At 60.3% G+C, this 20,624-nt stretch carries 12 protein-coding genes and 1 pseudogene; 10 read left to right on the top strand and 3 right to left on the bottom strand.

What is annotated here, in order from left to right; all coding sequences use genetic code 11:
* Positions 1 to 697: 697 nt before the first annotated feature.
* The 4 genes and pseudogenes from HV796_RS32625 to HV796_RS32610 all read left to right on the top strand — a co-directional run.
* Complete coding sequence (locus HV796_RS32625; protein ID WP_175232021.1) at positions 698 to 4,372, top strand: autotransporter outer membrane beta-barrel domain-containing protein; 3,675 nt, start codon at positions 698 to 700, stop codon at positions 4,370 to 4,372.
* A gap of 61 nt (positions 4,373 to 4,433) precedes the next feature.
* Positions 4,434 to 4,685, top strand: coding sequence for a hypothetical protein (locus HV796_RS32620; protein WP_175232020.1), 252 nt, complete (start codon positions 4,434 to 4,436; stop codon positions 4,683 to 4,685).
* A 296-nt stretch (positions 4,686 to 4,981) separates the two neighbouring features.
* A complete protein-coding gene (locus HV796_RS32615) occupies positions 4,982 to 6,763 on the top strand; it encodes a response regulator transcription factor (RefSeq protein WP_175232019.1) in 1,782 nt (593 codons plus the stop codon).
* A gap of 150 nt (positions 6,764 to 6,913) precedes the next feature.
* A pseudogene (locus HV796_RS32610) lies at positions 6,914 to 9,148 on the top strand (YadA-like family protein); the annotation flags it as partial.
* 743 nt (positions 9,149 to 9,891) lie between these two features.
* Here the strand turns inward: HV796_RS32610 and HV796_RS32605 are convergent.
* A complete protein-coding gene (locus tag HV796_RS32605) occupies positions 9,892 to 10,863 on the bottom strand; it encodes a LysR family transcriptional regulator (RefSeq protein WP_175232017.1) in 972 nt (323 codons plus the stop codon).
* A 136-nt stretch (positions 10,864 to 10,999) separates the two neighbouring features.
* Between HV796_RS32605 and HV796_RS32600 the strand changes: the two genes are divergently transcribed.
* From HV796_RS32600 to HV796_RS32590, 3 genes are all read left to right on the top strand, one after another.
* Positions 11,000 to 13,294 carry an NADP-dependent malic enzyme gene (locus tag HV796_RS32600; RefSeq protein ID WP_175232016.1) on the top strand — a complete coding sequence of 765 codons (2,295 nt, stop codon included), beginning with the start codon at positions 11,000 to 11,002 and terminating at the stop codon, positions 13,292 to 13,294.
* Positions 13,295 to 13,726: 432 nt separating this feature from the next.
* Positions 13,727 to 14,287 carry an RNA polymerase sigma factor gene (locus HV796_RS32595; RefSeq protein ID WP_175232015.1) on the top strand — a complete coding sequence of 187 codons (561 nt, stop codon included), beginning with the start codon at positions 13,727 to 13,729 and terminating at the stop codon, positions 14,285 to 14,287.
* A gap of 141 nt (positions 14,288 to 14,428) precedes the next feature.
* Complete coding sequence (locus HV796_RS32590) at positions 14,429 to 15,004, top strand: DUF308 domain-containing protein (protein WP_217478052.1); 576 nt, start codon at positions 14,429 to 14,431, stop codon at positions 15,002 to 15,004.
* A gap of 87 nt (positions 15,005 to 15,091) precedes the next feature.
* Here HV796_RS32590 and HV796_RS32585 read toward each other — a convergent pair whose 3' ends face one another.
* Positions 15,092 to 15,421 (bottom strand): cupin domain-containing protein, encoded by a 330-nt coding sequence (locus HV796_RS32585; protein ID WP_175232014.1) that lies wholly within the window; start codon positions 15,419 to 15,421, stop codon positions 15,092 to 15,094.
* A gap of 182 nt (positions 15,422 to 15,603) precedes the next feature.
* Between HV796_RS32585 and HV796_RS32580 the strand changes: the two genes are divergently transcribed.
* Entirely contained in the window at positions 15,604 to 16,473 is an 870-nt protein-coding gene (locus tag HV796_RS32580; RefSeq protein WP_175232013.1) for a LysR substrate-binding domain-containing protein, read from the top strand.
* Positions 16,474 to 16,628: 155 nt separating this feature from the next.
* On the opposite strand, the gene HV796_RS32575 is transcribed toward HV796_RS32580, so the two are convergent.
* Positions 16,629 to 17,459, bottom strand: coding sequence for an NAD-dependent epimerase/dehydratase family protein (locus HV796_RS32575; RefSeq protein WP_175232012.1), 831 nt, complete (start codon positions 17,457 to 17,459; stop codon positions 16,629 to 16,631).
* A 193-nt stretch (positions 17,460 to 17,652) separates the two neighbouring features.
* Here HV796_RS32575 and HV796_RS32570 point away from each other — a divergent pair, with 193 nt between their 5' ends.
* Both HV796_RS32570 and HV796_RS32565 read left to right on the top strand, forming a co-directional pair.
* Complete coding sequence (locus HV796_RS32570; protein WP_246356154.1) at positions 17,653 to 18,432, top strand: helix-turn-helix domain-containing protein; 780 nt, start codon at positions 17,653 to 17,655, stop codon at positions 18,430 to 18,432.
* A gap of 418 nt (positions 18,433 to 18,850) precedes the next feature.
* A complete protein-coding gene (locus HV796_RS32565) occupies positions 18,851 to 20,365 on the top strand; it encodes a class I tRNA ligase family protein (RefSeq protein WP_175232010.1) in 1,515 nt (504 codons plus the stop codon).
* Positions 20,366 to 20,624: the final 259 nt, after the last annotated feature.

The following is a 20,624-nucleotide window of genomic DNA, read 5'->3' as shown; positions in this document are numbered from 1 at the left end:
TGCCTCGTCCAACGGCTTCTTTGCCATGGCGCGTATCTCCATTCAATCCGTTAGAGATATAACGCGCCAGCATCGAATCGGTTGTCATGTTTTATGGGAAACTCAATAGTTTCACACCCGTGAGGGATCCAATCGACGCAAACCGCATACCTGTGCCGCTTTGCGGATTAGATTGTTATCCTTAGTCGTTGGCGTTTTTTTATTCAAGCTGGAAGGTTACCGTCGACCATCGTGCGCCGCACATTTGATAACATCCCGTACCGATTTTAAATGGCAGCGTGAACAAACATCGAGTAACCTTCGTATGCGCGGCATGAACCGGAAGACTCCCGGGATGAATCGGTCAAGGGAGCCGCACATAAGAAGAGGAGATTAGCTTACATTCTGCGAGAATGTATTTTAGTTATCCGAATTTGTCCTGTATTAAATCTGTCTCCGCAAACATTTCCCGTGTGCAGAGTTTGTATTTGCCGATACAGATGACATCTGGAGGCGGCAGATGAGACGTTGCTCACGACATCCAGACCAGCACGCATTGACGCTCCCCAGCTTTGTCAGCGCACCGACGACGGCAGTGCGCGCAGCGGGCATATTCGCGAATGAGCACGTCAGGAGCGGCGTCGACATCTCGCCGATTAACAGGAAAATCGCTAGCGCGACGAGCACCAGCGTCCGCCACGCGGCTCGAGGACGATGCGTGGAAGCCGCGCATGGAGTCTGGTGCGCGCGTGTCCTTCAATTCGTCTGTCGTGCCTTCTACAAGCGCAGACTGCTGTCGCTGGTCATGCTGACGCTAATGGTGACCAGCCAGTCGACGTTCGCGCAGACCTCCATTCCGGCCGGCGCTAATCTGAACGGTTTCACGCCGGCGAACGGCGACATCTGGAACCTCCAGGGCGACGCTTATTTGTCCAATGGCACCAGCGCCTCGTTTGCCAAGGCGTTGCCCTTGGGCACGCCAGGACTGACGATCAACGGCGTCGCCAGCGGCAGCACCGTCACCCTGAATGACGGCGCCGGCCATTACGCGTACTTCTCCGGCGGCGCCACAATACTCAATCTTTCCGATATCAGATTCACCGGCGGTCTGGTCCCTGCCGGGGTAAACGGTGGGGTGATCAATACGACGGGCGCACTGGTCATCAATACGACAGGCACGGTCAGCTTCATCAACAATTCGGCCGGTCGCAACGGGGGCGTCATCTATGCGACCCAGCCGGTGACCATCAACGGCAGCGTGGTCGCCAACAACAATAGTGCGCTGAATGGCAGTGGCGGCGGCGTGATCTATGTGGCGAGTGGCGCCATCACGATCAATGGCAGCGTGAGTATGGACAGCAACTTCGCGGGCGGCCCGTCCAACACGTCGCCGGCCGGCGCGCTTTACGCCAATGGCGGTATCTCGCTGGCGACCACCGGTGGCGATGTGTCGTTGACCAACAACCTGTCCAATACCAGCGGAGGCGCGGCCAGTTCGGGGACCAGCACGATAGCGGTCGGCAATAGTGCTGCGTCGATCACGCTGACCGGCAACAGGGCAGGTTTCAATAAAGATGGCACGCAGCATTCGGTCGGGTTCGGTGGTGCGTTGCGTGCCTTTGGCGCGATCAATGTAACGGGACGTTCGATCACCATGTCCAGCAATACGGCGACAGGTAACGGCGGTGCCCTGTATGCCAACAACACGGTGACCGTGAGCGGCGACCTGCTCGCCAACGACAATGTCGCGCTAGTTGGCGCGGGTGGCGCGATTTACGCGCTGGCCGGCGACGTGACCACGACCGGCAATATCAGCATGACGGGCAATCAGGCCGGCAGTGGCGGTGGCGGGGCGATCCTCGCCAACAACGGCAACGTCAACCTATCGACCAGCAACGGCAACGTATCGCTCATCAACAACACAGCCAGCAGTCATGGAGGGGCGATCAATGGCAGCGCCAACTTCGCGATCGGTAACAGCGGCGGAACGGTCACCATCACTGGGAACAACGCGGGTTTCAATCCGGACGGGACGTCAGCGAATACGACTTCGCACGGCGGCGCGATTTCGTCGAACGGTCCGACCATCGTGACCGGCGGCCCGATCGTGATGTCGAACAACACGGCGACGCAGGATGGCGGCGGTGTGTATTCCGCGCAGGCGGTAAGCATCAGTGGCGCGTTGACGGCTCAGGGCAACACCAGTCGCAGCGGCAGCGGTGGATTTGTCTACGCGTTGGGCGACATCGACCTGGTTGCCACCGGCGCGTCGACGGTGAGCGGCAATACCGCCGGCACGGCGGCAGCACAGGGCGGTGCGATGCGCGGTGGCAGTAGCCTCAGCCTGTCGGCCAGCGGGGGCGATCTTGCCTTTATGGGCAACAGCGCGGGTGGCCTCGGCGGGGCGATTTATATCGATCCCGCCTCGTTGGTTCTTTCGGCCACGGGGGGCGACATCAGCTTCTCGGGGAACACCCAGAACACCGCCGGAACGCCCCAGGCCAATGCGATCTACATAGCCAATGGCGGCAGCGGAACCGCGGTCACCCTCAACGCAGCGACCGGGCATAGCATCACATTCTACGATCCGCTGCAGAACAATGGCGCCAACGGCTTGATCACGGTCACCAAGAGCGGGCCCGGCATGGTCAGCTTTGACGGTTCGCGATACGGCGTCCTCACTAATCAGTGGTCGCAGGTCTACGCCAACACGGATGTTCAGGCGGGCACGTTCGAGGTCGCGAATGGCGCCGTCTACGGCGTGCATGCCACCACGGTGGGCGGTACGTCGGACAGCACGTTTGCGACGGCTGCCGGAACCACGTTGCAAGGCGGTGTGGCGGGCACGGTGATTGCCGACCAGTTCACGCTAGGGGGAAGCCTGTCCGTTGCCGGGCGCCAGCCGGGAGCGCGTGGCGTTTTCACGGTTGACAGCAATCATGCGACGTTCAGCCCCGGCAGCCAGGTGCTGTTCAACACCTATCTCAACGATGGCGTCATACAGAACACAGACCTGTTGGTGCTGGATCTGAACGGAAGCGCGGTCAACGGTCAGGCGTTGGTCCGCGTGGCGAATGCCGGCGGTCCGGGTGGCTTAACGGTCGGTGATGGCATCAAACTGGTGCAGGCCAATAACGGCACGACAGCCGGTGCATTTGCGCTTGCCCCCGGTGAAGCGCGAGGCGGCGCCTTCGACTACCGTCTCTATCGAGGCGGTGTGGCCGGCTCCGATTCCGAGGACTGGTTCCTGCGCTCGGATATGGTCATCGGGCCAGAGCCCGGGGAACCCTCCGTCCCTGGCGAGCCGATCCTCCCCGAGGAGCCCGCTATCCCAAACCCGCAAGATCTTCCTCTCAATCCGCCGCCGTCCGTGCTGCCACCTGGCGAGTACCCGATCATTGGGCCGGAGATTGCCACCTACTCGGTCGTGCAACCGCTCGCGCGGCAACTCGGCCTCACCATGCTCGGCACGATGCACGAGCGTATCGGCGACACGCTCACGGACGCCGGAGGCGGCATGGACGGCGCAGGGATCGCCCACTCGGGCTGGGTCCGGATGTTCGGCGAGCAGGTCGACAACCGCTACCAGACCTATACCGATGCTCGCGCGAACGGTCAGATACTCGGCATGCAGGCGGGCCTGGATGTGTGGCGCGGCAGTTTGCTGCCCACCCATCACGACGCGGCCGGGGTCTATTTTGCGTACGGCAACAGCAACGTCGACGTGGACGGGCTTGTTACCAACGCGGATGCGACCGCCTATGTATTGAGCCATACCGGCAAGGTGAACCTCAACGCGTATTCCGGCGGCGCGTACTGGACACATTACGGCCCTGGTGGGTGGTACATCGACGCGATACTACAGGGCACCTCCTACGGCGGCGACGCCACGACACAGAACGCGCGCTTGCCTATCTCGGGAACGGGGTTCGCCACGTCGCTCGAAACGGGCTATCCGTTTCAGTTGCCGCTTGGGCCCGGTTTCGTGCTCGAGCCTCAGGCGCAGATCATCTGGCAGCATGTCGGTCTCTCCGAGGCGAACGACGGACTGGGTTCGGTCGATCCGGGCTCCACGTCGGGGGTCACCGGGCGGCTCGGCGTGCGCGGGCAGTGGACTATTGACGGCGCCCATGGACAGGTGTGGCAGCCGTACGTGCGCGCGAATCTCTGGCGGGACTGGGGCGCGCAGGCGACGACGTTGTACTCGGGGGCCGACCAGGTGCCGCTTGCGCAGCAATTCACGCGTATGGATTTCGCCGCGGGCGTGACCGCAAAACTCGACACGCGTATGAGTCTGTACGGACAGTTCGGTTACCAGTTCTCCATCAATAGCTCCGCGACCGGTAGCCAGAAGGGTGTCTGGGGCGATATCGGATTCCGGTACACATGGTGAGGGGCATTGACTCAGGATGTTTGTTACCCGAGCGTGGTCATTGCCTCAAACGGAGATACGTATGTCGACGATCCGCAAACCCGCAAGCGGTCTCGGCGCCGTCCTGCTCGCCCTCGCGGCGGCTGGCGCCTTGACGATTGCCACCGACGCATCCGCACAGTCGAGCGGCGATCCAACGGCCACGCCGGTCACACACGCGGACCAGAAGGCGGCGAAAGAGCAGGCGAAGGCCGACAGGAAGAGGGCTGATGCACAAGCCGACGCCGAAAAGGAAAGAGCGGATGCGCGCGTGAAGGACGCGAAGGATCAGTAAGGCGGTCTGGCGCGGGGCACGCGCGCTGCGTCATTCCGCGGATCGACCGCACATCAAACGGATCATTCGGAATGCTGATCGCATGGAATAGTTTCGCGCGATCCGGTCCGCCAAAGCGCTGCCGCACCGGCCGCGGGCAGCATGCGGCTCTGCCCTTTGCCCACATCCATGACAGTGGCCGGTCGAAGCCGCGGCGGCGACTCGGCCTCGCTCGTCGAAGCCATCGCGAAAGAGATACGAAACCATCCGCTGCGGTACTACCATTGGTCAGAAGACGGCTAGCGCAGGGGGCGGCAATGTATCGCATCGTCATTGCGGAAGACCAGTCAATCGCCCGCGAGGCTTTACGGCTGGTACTGGAACGCTCAGGCTACGACATCGTCGGCGAGGCGCGTGATGGACTGGAAGCCATGCAGTTGTTGCGTGCCCAGACTCCCGACCTGCTGGTGCTGGCCCTGCGCCTGCGGCGGCTCAACGGCATCGAGGTAATCCGCCGTGCGCACCGCGCGTACCCCGGGATCAAGACGCTAGTGTTCAGCGACGTGACGAATGCGCCGATGATTTTGCAATGCGCTCAAGCGGGTGCATCCGCGTTTGTTAGCAAGACCAGCGAGTTCTCCGAGTTTCTCCTTGCACTCAAGGCGGTGGAGCGCGGGCGCACGTGGTTTCCGCATAAGACAGCCCAAGGTGCGGACATTGAACCTTCCGCGATGGAAGACACGGGAGCACTCAAGAGCCTCTCGCAACGCGAATTGAGCGTATTGATCTACCTCGCTGGAGGATCGCGCGTGCATGAAATCGCAGACGAACTGGCATTGAACGAGCGCACGATCAGCACGTACAAGTCACGTCTACTCAAGAAGCTGAACGTCCGCTCGCTCGTTGAACTCGTGGATTTTGCCCGTCGCAATCAGCTCGCCCCGGCCGTACAGGCGCCGCTGGCCGAGGTGAACGCGCAAAACACCGGGTCAGAGCGAACTGCACGCTTTGCCGACGTTAACACCTTGCTTGACATACTGCCTTTCTCGGTTTCGGTGCGCGCACTCGACGGCAGCCCCGTGTTCGCCAATCAGGATTTGCGAAGGCGGTTCAAAACACTGCAAGTGGACGAACCGCTAGGTATCGGACTGCGCGAGCAGATTCGGCTGTTCGGCGCTGATGACCACACCGCCGAGCGCATCGAATCAGCATTCAAAAGCGCTGTCGCGCACGAGACTACCTATCGCATCGACGTCGTTGGGGTACTGCAAGGGGAACCGACAATTAGTCTGCATTGGGGTGTACCGTTGCCGGATTCGCATGGCGCCGTCAATGCCTATCTCTGCGGCACCGTCAACATCAACGGGCCTGAAGAGATCATGCTCGAGCACCAGGATGCCGCGGCCGAGGCGCTCGCGGCGGGCGCGCTCAATGCGGCGCTGCTGGAACGGCACGGCGATGAAGTGTCCCCTCGTATCGCCGAAGCCATGGCACTTCTTGATTCGGCAAGCGGGCTGCATGATGGTTGCGGCACCTTGATCGATACGCACAAGAAGATTGGCGAGCAACTGCAAATGGCTGGGCGACGCCTCGAGTACCTCCGCTTTTTGGCGATGACAGCAGAAACGGTTCGTTGGCCCAATATCACGCGTTGCGATCTTCGGGTCGTTACCCGCGACGTGGCGAAAAAGATGGAGGTCACCACATCGCTGCCGAGCTCCCAGATTCTCACCACCTTCTCCGGGCGAGGCCTGAGATGTGTGTGGCTTGATGAAATGCGCTACGCGCGGCTGCTTACGGCACTGTTGCATCGCGCGGCTAGCAAGAACGGCACAACCCCCATCAATGTCGAGGTGCATGCTGTATTGCGCAGCGGTGGGATGGTTGACATCGAACTCCGAATCGAAGGACACGATGCGCGCCCCCGGCGAGGACCTTCGGACGGCACGGAAAGTCGTGTCGCCGAACCCGACCTCGAACTGGAACTGTGCAGGAAAATGGCTCACGCGCTCAGAGCGGAACTTCACGCCGCAGAGCGCGGAACGGATGGTTCCGTCGCATTGGTGCTCCGTCTGCCGCGCGGCGTGCCCCAGTCGTGAGCGCGATTGCTTAAGCCCAACAAGGCCGCATCACATGTAGTCGACGCACTACACGACATTCAGAATCGCATTATTTCGCCAACCCGACCCCTCTTCAAATAATGAATCAACGTGTTCACAACGTTGAGAGAGGTCAACATGAATAGGGTATTCGTCAATGTGTGGAGTGCGGTGACACAAACGTGGGTCGCCGCAGCAGAAATCGCCAAGGGCCGTGGCAAAGCCCAACCAGCCGCGGCGCCGCGACGCGCTAATCGCCTCATTGCATCGCGCAAACGTCGCGTCGTTGATACGGCCACGTTGCTCTTGCTGTCAGCGATGCTCGCCGCATCGTCCTACGCACAAGCACAAAACAACTGGGCCGCGCCCGGAGCGAGCGCAACGGGATCGAACAGCACGGCGGCCGGCGTTGGGGCCGACGCAAGTGGCGCCTCCACGACGGCAATCGGCGAGGGCTCCACCGCTTCCGGCACGTACGGAACGGCTTTGGGTCAAGGCGCATCCGCAACCGGTGACTACACGACGGCGGTCGGCAAAGATGCGACCGCCTCGGACATCTACAGCACGGCGATTGGCCAGGGCGCGCAGGCGACAAATAACTCCAGCACCGCTGTCGGCTATTTCGCGACGAGTTCAGGACGGGCAGCGACATCGCTGGGCACTAGCTCGAGTGCTACCGGCGACTACAGCACGGCCGTGGGTCAAAGCACCAACGTGTCAGGATACGAGGGCACCGGCGTAGGGCGCAGTGCGCGCGTGAGCGGCACGGGCGCTTCAGCGCTGGGCGCCCAAGCCGCCGCAACCGGCGACTACGCGACAAGCGTCGGCTATCTGAGCGCAGTCTCGGGCAGCTTTTCAGGGGCCTTCGGATATTGGAACGCGGTCGATGCGGCCCACAGCTACGTCATTGGCAATTTCAACGTAGCCGACAAGACTCAGTCGGATGTCTTCGTTCTCGGCAACAACGTTCGGCAGACCCTCAGCAATTCGGTCGCGCTCGGTACTCAATCCGTCATGGAGGACGGTGACCCCTCTCAAGGGACTTCCCATACGGCGGGTTTGCAAACCTACCCGAAGGGCAATCTCGCGGATGGGAATGATGCATTCGCCGGCGCCACGCCCGTCGGTGTCGTCAGCGTCGGCAGCGAGGGGCAGGAACGGCGTGTGCAGAACGTTGCCGCCGGCCTGGTGGGTCCGAATTCGACGGACGCCATCAACGGTTCGCAGCTCTATGCCACCAACGTGCAGGTGAATAAGAACACCGCGGATATCGAGGACATCAACACTACTGGCATCAAGTACTTTCACGCCAATTCGTCCAGTACTGACTCCCGCGCAACCGGGCAAGACAGCGTGGCCATTGGCATGGGGGCGGTGGCGAATAATGCCGACGACGTTGCGCTGGGTGCAGGCTCCGTCACGGCCGCGGCCGTCGGCACTTCCGGGTATGTAATCGGGGGCCGGTACTACGCGTTTGCAGGCAGTAATCCATCGAGCACGGTAAGCATTGGCTCGGCCGGAAATGAACGCACCATCACCAATGTGGCTGCCGGCAGGATCAGTGCCGGTAGTACGGATGCGGTCAATGGTTCGCAGCTCTATGCTGTGAGCGAAGCCTTGGGCGATCTCTCGTCGACAGTCGGCGACGTTGCTGAAGGTTCGGTCAGATATGACAAAAATAGCGACGGCACCGTCAACCACGGAAGCATCACACTCGAAGGTAACGGTGGCACCGTTATCCATAACGTCGCCAACGGCGTGCAAGGCTCCGATGCGGTGAACATGGACCAGCTTAACTCAGCAATTTCGGGCATTTCTGGCAATACGTCCGCAGCCGCGAATCCGATGTTCAAAGCAGAAGGACAACGCGACAAGGAAGCCGCCGTGGCCAGTGGCACACATGCCACGGCGATGGGCGCTAACGCGAAGGCGAGCGCAGATAACTCAGTGGCCTTGGGCGCCGGCTCCGTGGCAACACGCGAGAACACGGTGTCCGTGGGCACGGCAGGCAACGAACGACAAATCGTGAACGTTGCCCCTGGCGCGAATGGCACAGATGCAGTCAACGTCGATCAACTTACCGCAGCCAAGTACCAGGCAAACCAGTACACCGACCAGCGCCTCAGCGGAATAGATAACGCAGTGAACGGTGTCGCGCGCGATGCATATTCCGGCGTCGCGGCAGCCACAGCGCTCTCCATGATCCCGGATGTCGATCTCGGCAAGACGATTGCAGTCGGCGTCGGCACAGCAAACTACCGAGGCTATCAGGCCGCAGCATTAGGTGCCACTGCCCGCATCACGCAGAACGTGAAGGTGCGCGTCGGTGCCGGAGTGAGCTCCGGAGGCACGAACGTGGGCGTCGGCGCATCGTACCAATGGTGACCCGACGCTCGACACCACCCGATCACATTGCCCCTGGAAAGCGACACGGGCCTGTTTCACACGATTTCGGCGCTTTCCTGATTTTTGGCTAACCCAGTTAACGAGAGAAACATGAAACTTCCAACCATTCTTTTCACGACTTGCGTATTGCTAGCCGCGGGTTGCACGACCGCATCCGGCCCAACCCATAACACTGACCTCATTACGTTGCCAAACGGATCGCAGACGTACCGCGTGCAATGTCAAGGCCTCTTCGAAAGTGGAAAAACCTGCGCTAAGCGCGCAGAGCAGGTGTGTGGTGAGGGCGCCGTTCGAGCTGTGTCGTCGCTCGAACCCGCTTCAGCCGCCTCCGGTACGCAGGTCGACCGGTATCGCGAGATGACTTTCACTTGCGATGCACCGGGGCCGACGCATAGCGACGGAACGTCACGTTGATCATGTTGAATTCAATGATCAAATGCGGGATGGGCTGACGAATCTTCACCTCGCGCGCATCCCGTGATGGTCGCACACGCCCCCGCGGCAAACCAGCGGATCGGCAACTCGGAGTGTGCGTGCTCAAGTGACGCGACTGTCCCTTCCGGGTCCACTGCGGAAGATCGGTGCGGCGACGAGGGCACCGGTTGGCGGCACTCGATGGGCTTCCGGGTTTGCCCAATCTGAGACGTTTGCCATGTGACAATCCATGTCTCGAGTCGGGCAGGTTTGACGCACGCTTCAGCAAGCCACGGGCAACGTCGACCTCAACCCCGCGTTTCAGCGTAGGTTTGCGCGCATATCTGGCGTAACGATTCGACGAACAGATTCTGTGCCGCTGAATACGGCCCTTCTGAGCGGGTAAACAGCGCAATAGGGGGAAGGGTCCATTCAAACGAATAGGGCACGATTGCGACACCCGCAATTCGAACCAGTTCTTCTGCAATATCCGAAGGTACGATCGACACGGCTTCTTCGCTTGACGCAATCATTTCGCCGATGAGCCTGGACGAGTAACTCTCCACCACCGGCACGGGGGGCGGCGTTCCTGCGGCAAGAAACAGGTCGGCCACCTGTTCTCTCATGGGTGTATGAGGCGCACCGAGGATCCAGTCCAGCGTCGCCAGCCTGTTCCAGTCGAGCTTTACGCGTGCAAGTTGTGCCGCAAGACGCCGGCTCGCGATTAACCGGGGGCGCTGCCGGAACAGGACTTCAAAGTGGGTCTTGTGCAAATCGACCGACGAGGCCGCGCGTCCGATCACGATGTCGACGGTATGATCCCGCAAATGCGGCAACAGTTGATCGCTCGTCCCTTCGTGGATCGTCACGGTCACGCGCCGCTCCATACTGGCATGCAGTCGCGTCAGCGCTGCCGACAGAAACTGACCGGAGATAAACGGAATCACGCCGACGTGCAAATGCGTCGCATGGCCAGAGGCCACCGCCTTCACGTCGCGAGCCAGATGATCGAGATCGTGGATCATCGCCCGAGCCCTTTCGAGCACGACAGAGCCCAGTGCGGTGGGTAGCATGCCGCGCGACGAGCGTTCGAACAGCGGCATGCCGAACAGGCTCTCCAGTTCCGCCAACGCATTCGTCACCGCCGGTTGACTGCTGGCCATGTGTTCCGCGACGCGCGTCAGCGAGCCATGCTGCTGGATTTGCAGCAACAGCACCAGATGCCGCATCTTCAGGCGCGCACTCAGCCGCCTGACCATGTCGTTCGACTCAAATGTCATCGACCGTCCAATGTAACCATCACAAAAAAATGATGGGGCGATAGTAAAACAAAATCATCCGCCTATGGCGGCTCTCTAGAATCGCTTCAACGAATCGCGTCGGGACTGGCTCGGCGCACCCACTGAGGCACAGAACATGAAGCAGACAGACACCGACCGGCAAGCCGCGTTCGATTATCACGCGTTTCCCACGCCAGGCAAGATCTCCGTAGCGGCGAAAAAACCTCTTGTGACCCAGCGCGATCTGGCGCTCGCCTACACGCCCGGCGTGGCCGACGTCTGCGAGGCCATTGCGGCGGACCCGCTACTGGCGCATCGCTTTACGAGCCGCGGCAACCTGGTCGGCGTCATCACCAACGGCACCGCCGTACTCGGCCTCGGGAACATCGGGGCGCTCGCATCGAAGCCGGTGATGGAGGGTAAGGCCGTGCTGTTCAAGAAGTTCGCCGGTATCGATGTATTCGACATCGAAATCAACGAAACCGATCCAGACAAGCTCTGCGAAATCATCGCTGGCCTCGAACCCACATTCGGCGGCATCAATCTCGAAGATATCAAGGCGCCGGAATGCTTCACCGTCGAGCGCAAATTGCGCGAGCGCATGAAGATTCCGGTCTTCCATGACGATCAGCATGGCACCGCGATCACCGTATCAGCGGCCTTTATCAATGGCCTGAAAGTGGTGGGCAAAGCCATCTCGGAGGTCAAGGTGGTGACCTCGGGCGCGGGCGCGGCGGCATTGGCATGCCTCGACCTGCTGGTCGATATGGGCTTGCCGGTGGAAAACATCTGGGCGACCGACATTGAAGGGGTGGTTTACCGTGGCCGCGCCGCGCTGATGGACCCGGACAAGGCGCGCTTCGCGAAGGAAACTGACGCCCGCACGCTGGCCGAGGTTATCGAAGGCGCCGATGTGTTCCTGGGGCTTTCGGTAGGCGGCATTCTTGGCGTCGACATGCTAAAGACGATGGGCCCGCGCCCCCTGATTCTGGCGCTGGCCAATCCGACTCCGGAAATCTTTCCGGAACTCGCTTATGCGACGCGCGACGACGTTGTCATTGCCACGGGGCGCTCGGACTATCCGAATCAGGTCAACAACGTCCTGTGCTTTCCGTATATCTTCCGCGGTGCGCTGGATGTTGGCGCGACGACCATCACGCGTGAAATGGAAATTGCCGCGGTGAATGCAATCGCCAGTCTTGCGGAAGAGGAGCAGAACGATGTCGTCGCGGCCGCGTATGGTGTTGACGACATCAAATTCGGTCCGCAATACCTGATTCCCAAGCCGTTTGACCCGCGCCTGATTACCCGGATTGCGCCAGCCGTGGCGAAAGCAGCGATGGAAGGCGGCGTGGCGACGCGTCCTCTGCCCGACCTGGCCGCTTATGTCGAGCAGTTGCAGCAGTTCGTATACCACTCCGGCGCGTTCATGAAGCCGCTGTTTTCGACCGCGAAGCGACTCGTGCGCGATGGCGGCAACGCGCGCATCGTCTTCACCGAGGGTGAGGACGAGCGCGTGCTGCGCGCCGTGCAAGTGATCGTCGACGAAAAGCTGGCGCGACCGATTCTGGTCGGACGCCCGGAAGTGCTGCTGGCACGCATCGAGCGATTCGGTTTGCGGCTCAAGCTAGGGCAAGACGTCGAAGTGACCAACCCTGAATATGACGAACGCTTCCCGCAGTACTGGACGACGTACTGGGAATTGATGTGTCGGGACGGTATCACCAAGGAGATGGCGCGGGTCGAGATGCGCCGCCGTCTGACCTTGATCGGCGCGATGATGGTGCGGCTTGGCGACGCCGACGGCATGATCTGCGGCACAGTGGGCGCCTATCATGACCACTTGCGACTGGTCGATCAGGTGATTGGCAAGAAGCGCGGAGCGAACACCTACGCGGCGATGAATATTCTGCTGCTCGATCAGCGTACCGTGGCGCTGGTGGACACCCACATCAACGATGATCCGAGCGCGGAGCAGATCGCCGAGTTCACGATTAGCGCTGCCAGGCAGATGGAGTGGCTGAACCTGGCACCCAAGGCCGCGCTGCTCTCGCGCTCGAACTTCGGCTCAGGTAGCGCAGCCTCGGGCGCGAAAATGCGTCAGGCACTGGAGATCGTCAGGCAGCAGGCGCCGGATCTCGAAGTAGACGGCGAGATGCATGGTGACTGTGCGCTCGACGAATCGCTACGCGCCCGGATCTTGCCAACGTCGCCCCTTAAGGGTGATGCCAACCTGCTGGTCTGCCCGAATGTGGATTCAGGCAACATTGCCTATAACCTGCTCAAGACCGGGGCAGGAAGCAATGTCGCAGTTGGCCCCTTTCTGCTCGGCGTCGATGCTCCAGTGAACATTCTCACGTCCAGCTCAACGGTCCGGCGCATCATCAATATGGCGGCATTGACCGTGATCGAAGCAAATCGCGCCCAGTAGGGACGTGGCGGGTCGCCGCGGGACTCACGCATCATCACCGCGCCCGCGCGTGCCGGTTTCTGTCGACCGGTTTCGGGCGCTGGCGATCGGACCATCAACCCCATGTCGTCGCAGGACTTGATGGTCTACTGCACTGTGGAATACGTGCGGTTCCGAGCATCCGCCGAGAAGCCTGGCTGGCTGCCGGCTGCAGTGCCAAAGGGCGAAGCGCATTGAGCGAGGGAAGGGGAAATATTGGGTAAAGATGTCGATTTAACTAACATCGGCATGCACAAATTTATCGTTACCTCGGGGATCGACCTGGAAGTTACAGTGAGCCATTCGATCCTCCGCCGGACGACAGGGAGTCTGGAGCGTCCACTGGCCCTTGTAGTGAAAGCCCACTCGCTGTTTGGCGCGCGGTCCGGCAATCATGAAAAAGGGTGTTGACCGATGAGCGGTACCGACCTGCGTTCCCTGCTTCCCGATCTCTTACCACGGCTATGGGCATTTGCAGTCCGCCTCACGGGCGACCAGCATAGCGCGGAAGACCTCATCCGGCGCGCCTGTCTGCGCGCACTGGAGTGTGCCGATCAACTACCGGCGGAAACGGCACCGCTCAGCTGGATGTTTTCGATCGTACATTCCACCTGGGCGAGCGAATTCCCCGCACACAACACGCGCAAGCGTCCCACCTTGGAGTGGGACAGCGATTTGCTCGAGAACATCGCCGACCAGGTCGGCAAAGACCCCGAACGGCCGCCCACCCATACGCAGATCATCGGCACAATCGAACGCTTGCCCGAACCGCAGCGGGTCGTGATGCTGCTCGTTGCCGTTGAAGGCTTGGCTTATCAGCAGGCGGCCGAGGTGCTGGGTATACCGTTCCGAACTTTGATGAGTCGCGTTTTGCGTGCCCGTCAGACCATCGGTGCACTGATCCGCATCCCGGACGATTGCGCGCGGGGCGCCAGGATGCAACGAAATTCGGGCGGTATTTCACGCTGGAGATAGCGCGTAACGGTATCGGTCAAATGACCGATACCGTTACGATGGCCGACCTGCGAATCTTGTCATCAGGCGAATCACAGCAAGAATGCCAGACGAACTTTTTCAAACCGAATGCGTTTGTCGCGGACTACCAAAGGAACTTGAATGATGGATCGCAAAGCAGGTCCTTCGCTTGCCGATAAGCAGCGGTGGCTAAAACACTATTATTTTTTCCGGGCGGCGTTTTCAGTGATTTGGGTGGGGCTTGCCTTTGCCGTCGGGCACCTTTCCCCCGGCATCGCAGCCGTTTTGCTCGTCGCTTATCCCGCATGGGATGCTCTCGCGAACTACATCGATATGTCGCGTAGCGGCGGATCGTTCGAGAATCGTACGCAAGCGACCAACGTATTCGTGAGTCTCGCGGTGACGGTCGGGGTTATCGTGGCCTTGAGAGTGAGCATGGCCGGTGTGCTCGGGATATTTGGCCTTTGGGCCATCCTCTCGGGATTGCTCCAGCTCAGTACCGCCGTGCACCGATGGAAGGCGTTCGGTGCGCAATGGGCCATGATCCTGAGCGGTGCACAGTCGGCTTTAGCGGGTGGGTTTTTTATCATGCAGGCCCACGCGCCGGCGCCGAATGCGATCGTCAAGGTAGCCGGCTATGCCGCGGTGGGCGCCATTTACTTTCTGGTCGCCGCGACATGGCTGTCCGTTACCGGAATGCGAAGAAAGGTCGCTTGAGCTTCCGGAGTTGCAGCGCTTTATGGAAAAGCGCATGCATGCTACGTCCATCGAGCTCGACGCCAGCCACATCTCGCTGATCTCGCATCAGGCGAGCACAATGTCGCGTGCTCCTCCGGATTGAATCATGATGTACACCACATCGTCGGCCGTCTCATTCATGACGTGGTGTATGACGCCGGGTTCGACAGTGTAGTGATCGTAAACTTGCATTCTGTCGATGAGCTCGCCTGTTTTCGTTTCGACCGTTAAAACGCCTTGAACGACGACGAAGCGATCTCTCACATGCGTATGACGATGCCACTGCGTTTCGCCCCCGGCGCGGACCGTGGTTTGAGAGACGGTATAGCTCTGCTCGGTTAGCAGCGTTTTATAGAGGACCTTGTCATTGGCCAGGGGAATGTCTTTATCGTTCATTCAAGCCTCCTGTTGTGTCGCAGACGAGTGAATGGGATATCCGTTATCGAGCCCGTCACCGAAAAGGGTGCTGGATGAGGGGTGTCGGATACGACTTCGACGTCACTCTAACTGCGAGAACGATCGGTGGGTAGCGGTAAATTTTTGCACAACGATGTCAGTTAAATCGACAGCTTTCGCCTATGCGCCGACTACCCCCGCTCAATTCGCTGCGCGCCTTTGATGCAGCTGCCCGCCGGCTCAGCTTTTCGGCGGCTGCTCAGGAATTGCATGTGACCCACAGTGCGGTGAGTCATCAGGTTCGTCAGCTCGAGCAGTGGCTTGGCAAAGCGATGTTCGTGCGCCACGCGGGCGGCGTGCGGTTGACCCCTGAAGGGCAGAGCCTGAAATTGGCTACCGATCATATTTTCGGGCTACTGGAGGCTCGTTGCGCGGAGATTGCCGAGCAAGCCCCGATAACCGAAATCGTTCTAGGCGCGCCAGGCAGCCTTCTGGTGAACTGGCTTATCCCGCGGCTCGAACGGTTCGAGGCGGCACACCCCGACGTTCGAGTCCGTTTGCAGACGAGTACGACGATGGACGATCTGCAGCGAAATGTCATAGATTGCCTGATTGTCAGCGACCGGGGCTGGCCAGCGGATGTTGAGGCGGTGAACCTTTTCGAAGAAATCATTGGCCCGGTCTGTGCACCGGACTGGGCTCACCGCATTGCCACGCCGACGGATCTGTCAGGTCAACCGCTGCTGCACACCACGTCGCGCCCCCACGCGTGGGAGGATTGGGCGTCCCGCAATGAGGTTGAACCAGCAATGTTTGCGGGTGGCCGTCGCTTTGACCACTTGTCTTTGCTTCTCGAAGCAGCGGCCGCCGGCCTTGGTGTCGCTATCGCCCCTGCGTTGCTCGTCGAGCGTGAACTGTCACAAGGCAGACTGATTGCGCCACTCGGCTTCGTGCCGAGCGGCGCGTTTTTCGCTTTCTGCGCGATGAGTGGTCGGTCCGATAAAGCGCTTTATTGCCTTCGCGAGTGGCTGAAAGAAGAGAGGGGCGGGTAGAGCTGGATCGGTCACCGTTGGTTTGCACTGAACCCTGACCCGTGATCATGCTGACGGTCGCGAGCGGCTATAGTCATTCAGCGTTGCCGGTCACCGTTCGTGCGAGACACCGAAACGCGAGCCGTCAATGCAAGCAGTCGGTGTGTCCGATGGTCCTAAAGGGCACGTGCGGCGATCGCATCCGCGAGGCGTGGAAACGTGGGCCTGAAGCCGAGATCATCGCGGATACGACGACCATCGAGCGGTGTGTCGAAAGCGGCTCCGCGGTCAGCATCCGATCCGTCCGGCGGCGGCGCGCCAATGGAAGCGAACAGTTCGGCGATCCGGGGTGCGTCAGCGTCGGCCACGTTGTAGATGCGGTACGTTGGGTCAGGGGTGTCGAGCAGCCGAGCAACAGCTTGAGCCACGTCAGCATGATGTGCAATCGACATACGCTGGGTTAGAGAAAACCCATGCATGAGAGGAACCGCTTCCTCAATGTGCGGATCTCCATCGCCATACACAAAAGGCAGACGCAGAACCCGCACATCCAGATCCTTTTGACCAAGCAGGAATCGTTCGGCCTCGAGCTTGCTCACCGGGTAAGCGGCAGTTGGTGCGCAATGGTCATCTTCGGTTGCCGGACGTCCGCTGGTCGGCCCATAGACCAGGCCCGTGCTCAGGAAGATGAATCGCTTCACGCCAGCGGCACGCGCGGCGGTTGCCAGACGCTGTGTGCCAACATAGTTGACGTTATGTGCCTGCTCGGATGTGGCGCCACGGAAAAATGCCGCGCAGTGCACCACCACGTCGGTACTCAGGACCGCCGCTGCGAGTGAGTCTGCATCAAGGAGGTCGCCATCGGCTAGTTCGATACCATCCGCTTTAAATTGCGTTGCCCGCATCGGGTCACGGATCAGCGCGCGCACCCGATCGCCGCGCTGGGCCAGCCGTTTGACGAGCCGACTTCCGACCTTTCCGGTTGCGCCAGTCACAAGAATGGTCATGCGAAGACACCTGTCAGAGTAATGAGCGCGACGACTGTATCCGCTGGTCTGCGGCTTGAATTGGAAAAAACGGACAGATCCCATATCGTTCGCGCGACGGTCGAACGCCCTTTACAATATGCTCATGCACATTGACGCCATTCACCGCGGACAAGCAACGTCCAGTCCCCTGGTCCCGTCGATCGTTGATGCGATGTTCACTGACGAATGCCTGATGGACGGGCTGAGAGTTGCGATTCCGCGCCCCGAGTTGCATCTCATTGTCAGGTTCGGACCTTCGGCAAGCAGAGGATTGGACATTCACGTGCTCGGGGCGCGCCAACGCGTAACCCGAAAGATGATTCGCAAAGGACAGTGGACCATCCTGGCCCGTCTCCAGCTGGGCAAGGCGAGTGCGGTGGTCGGAGCGCCGCCCTCCGCATTCAATGGACGCGTGGTGCCGGTGGAAGAGGTGTGGAGCGCCGCCGAAGCGCACAACCTGTACGACGATCTGGCGACGGCGACGAAGGCCACCGATGCAGCGATGATTCTGGAGCGAGCCATCGCGGCTCGACTGTCGCCCGACGACCTGCAACCGGGTCACTCGCCGCTGGTATGCGAAGCCGCAAAGAAATTGCTCAACGCGAATGTGAGCGAAGTTGCCTCTGACCTGAGGATGAGTGAACGGCATCTGCGCCGGGTGTTTCTCGAAACGGTTGGTATGAGCCCCAAGACGTTTGCGCGACTGATGCGATTCTCGCGCGCGACGGACCTGGCGCGAGAAAACAGTCGCGCAAGCTGGGCGAGCATCGCCGTCGCGGCCGGCTATTACGACCAGGCGCATCTCATTCAGGATTTTCACGTCTTCGCGGGTGCAACGCCCGAAGCGTTCCGTCGCGAACTCGGCAACACAGGCGCGCCTGATCGCAAAGGCAGAGAGCAAAGGCAGAGCGGCACAGCGGTGATCGATACCCGGCGAGACCCGGCCAGTTGATTTGGCCGGTACGAATCAACAGCAGCACCGCAGGGCACTTACCCGCCTCCGGGCTTTGGTACGGCGTCGAAGGCGACGACTGCGCGCCATCGATGATCTTCCGGGGTCGTCCACGACGGACGTTCAAAGGGCTCGCCAGAACTGCCAACCATTATCGCCAACGCCGCAGTGCGGGTGCAGAGGAGCTTTGGCGTGCGCCTTCCCGCTGGACAGGCGTCAAATTAGCTGGCAGGATTTGCGACGTGCAGACAAGCCTGTCGATTTATCTTCGACTCACATCAATGAAACGCCAAGTTAGCCAAGCCCTCGTTCACTCGATGCGTATGTTCCTGGAAGGTTATCCCCCCGGGCGCTAAGGGCTTTTTTACTTTTAGAAAAGGGACGCCGCGGGCGTCCCTTTTTGTTTTCGGGAGCGGCAATGACGTACCGATACATCACCACGCCGATTTACTACGTAAACGATCGGCCCCATCTGGGCCATGCCTATGCCAGCGTCCATGCCGATATCTTGGCCCGCTACCTGCGAGCGGTGGGGCACCAAACGATGTTGCTTACAGGCGCTGACGAGCATGGGGAGAAAATTGCCAAAGCTGCCATGCAGTCCAATGAGGCGCCGCGTGCTTTCGCAGATCGACACGCACAAACGTTCGTGGAAGCGTGGCGCCGCCTGTCGGTCGAGCCAGATAAGTTCGTTCGCACTACCGCGCCCGAGCACGCCAAGGTTGTGTCCGAGTGTCTGAGCCGTCTCTTCGAGAGCGGCGAAATCTATCTGGCAGACTATGAAGGACTGTACTCGGTCGGCCAGGAGCGCTTCGTCACCGAAAAGGAACTGGTGGACGGCAAGCTCCCCGAAGACAAGGAGCCGCCCGTGTTGCGTCGTGAACCGAACTATTTCTTCCGTATGGAGGCGCACCGTGACTGGATGCGTCAGTTGTTGCTGGACTCGCCGGATCTGATCCAGCCGGTGCAATACCGCAACGAAATATTGAAACTGCTGGAAGAGCCGATAGGCGATCTGAGTGTCTCACGTCCCGTGAATCGCCTCGAATGGGGCATCCCCATTCCATGGGATGCTGCACACGTTACCTATGTCTGGTTCGATGCGCTTCTGAGCTATGTTTCGCCGCTTGGCTATCCCGACGAGCCCGCCTTTTGTGATTACTGGCCTTCCGTACGGCACGTGATCGGCAAGGACATCCTTCGCACGCATACGCTCTTCTGGCTCAGTATGACGCACGCGCTCGGTATCGCACCGTATCAGCGCTTGCATGTATCTGGTCATCTGCTCGGCTCCGATGGTCGCAAGATGAGCAAGTCGCTCGGAAATGGCGTCGATCCGTTAGAGGCCGCGGACACCTACGGCGTGGATGCACTGCGCTATACGCTGATCCGGGAGGTCAGCTTCGGTTTCGACGGGATTATCAGCAACGCAGTGATCGAACAGCGGCTGAATCGTGATCTCGCAGACGATCTGGGCAACCTGGCTGCACGCACGCTGGCTATGACGAAGAAATACCGCGACAGCCTTGTCCCTGTGCCCCGAGCCTATGACGCGCGCGAAGAAGCCATCATCGCCCGCGCGAGCGGGTTGCCGAGTATCGTTCTGACACTGGTCGAGGAGATGAAGCTGGGCCGAGCGGCGGAACAGGTGATGGATTTCGTCAAGCACCTCAACGGCTACGTTGCGAGCAGCGCACCATGGGCGCTCGCGAAAGATCCCGACGCATCCGACCGGCTGGATACGGTTCTCTATACGCTGCTGGAAGCGCTCTACAGCGTCAGCAACCTGTTGCACCCTGTGATGCCAGGCAAGATGCTTGAGTTGCAAATCCTGCTGGGCGCCTCGGGCAAACCATGCTGGAACGTGCCTTGGGGCCACGGCGTAAAACCGGGGAGCTGCGTTAAGGAGGGCATCCTCTTTCCAAAGCGCTAAGCGGAGACGACGCATAGGGTCACGTTAAGGTGTTTTGCGGCGATGGTGGAAATCTGAACAGATCAGCCAATCATTGAAGGTGCTGGCTGATCGCGGCTATTTCCGCGGCCCCGAGATACGCGCATACGATCTGAACGCTGATCCGGATTCTGGCAGCCGCCCAGGTCTCTTGGGGCGGCTGCGGCTGATCAGATCAGACCTCGACGCCACTACGATTCTGTGACGTAAAAATTCTCGGGATGACGACGCGCGGCGATCA

Source organism: Paraburkholderia humisilvae (assembly GCF_902859855.1).
Classification (GTDB): domain Bacteria; phylum Pseudomonadota; class Gammaproteobacteria; order Burkholderiales; family Burkholderiaceae; genus Paraburkholderia; species Paraburkholderia humisilvae.
This window is presented reverse-complemented; position numbering and strand designations above follow the sequence as displayed.

What these genes read in the sequence shown, in the direction of transcription:
- HV796_RS32585 (WP_175232014.1), bottom strand. Translation starts at nt 15,421, where the DNA reads ATGAACGATAAAGACATTCCCCTGGCCAATGACAAGGTCCTCTATAAA.
- HV796_RS32595 (WP_175232015.1), top strand. Translation starts at nt 13,727, where the DNA reads ATGAGCGGTACCGACCTGCGTTCCCTGCTTCCCGATCTCTTACCACGG.
- HV796_RS32580 (WP_175232013.1), top strand. Translation starts at nt 15,604, where the DNA reads ATGCGCCGACTACCCCCGCTCAATTCGCTGCGCGCCTTTGATGCAGCT.
- HV796_RS32575 (WP_175232012.1), bottom strand. Translation starts at nt 17,459, where the DNA reads ATGACCATTCTTGTGACTGGCGCAACCGGAAAGGTCGGAAGTCGGCTC.
- HV796_RS32570 (WP_246356154.1), top strand. Translation starts at nt 17,653, where the DNA reads ATGTTCACTGACGAATGCCTGATGGACGGGCTGAGAGTTGCGATTCCG.
- HV796_RS32600 (WP_175232016.1), top strand. Translation starts at nt 11,000, where the DNA reads ATGAAGCAGACAGACACCGACCGGCAAGCCGCGTTCGATTATCACGCG.
- HV796_RS32565 (WP_175232010.1), top strand. Translation starts at nt 18,851, where the DNA reads ATGACGTACCGATACATCACCACGCCGATTTACTACGTAAACGATCGG.
- HV796_RS32590 (WP_217478052.1), top strand. Translation starts at nt 14,429, where the DNA reads ATGATGGATCGCAAAGCAGGTCCTTCGCTTGCCGATAAGCAGCGGTGG.
- HV796_RS32620 (WP_175232020.1), top strand. Translation starts at nt 4,434, where the DNA reads ATGTCGACGATCCGCAAACCCGCAAGCGGTCTCGGCGCCGTCCTGCTC.
- HV796_RS32615 (WP_175232019.1), top strand. Translation starts at nt 4,982, where the DNA reads ATGTATCGCATCGTCATTGCGGAAGACCAGTCAATCGCCCGCGAGGCT.
- HV796_RS32605 (WP_175232017.1), bottom strand. Translation starts at nt 10,863, where the DNA reads ATGACATTTGAGTCGAACGACATGGTCAGGCGGCTGAGTGCGCGCCTG.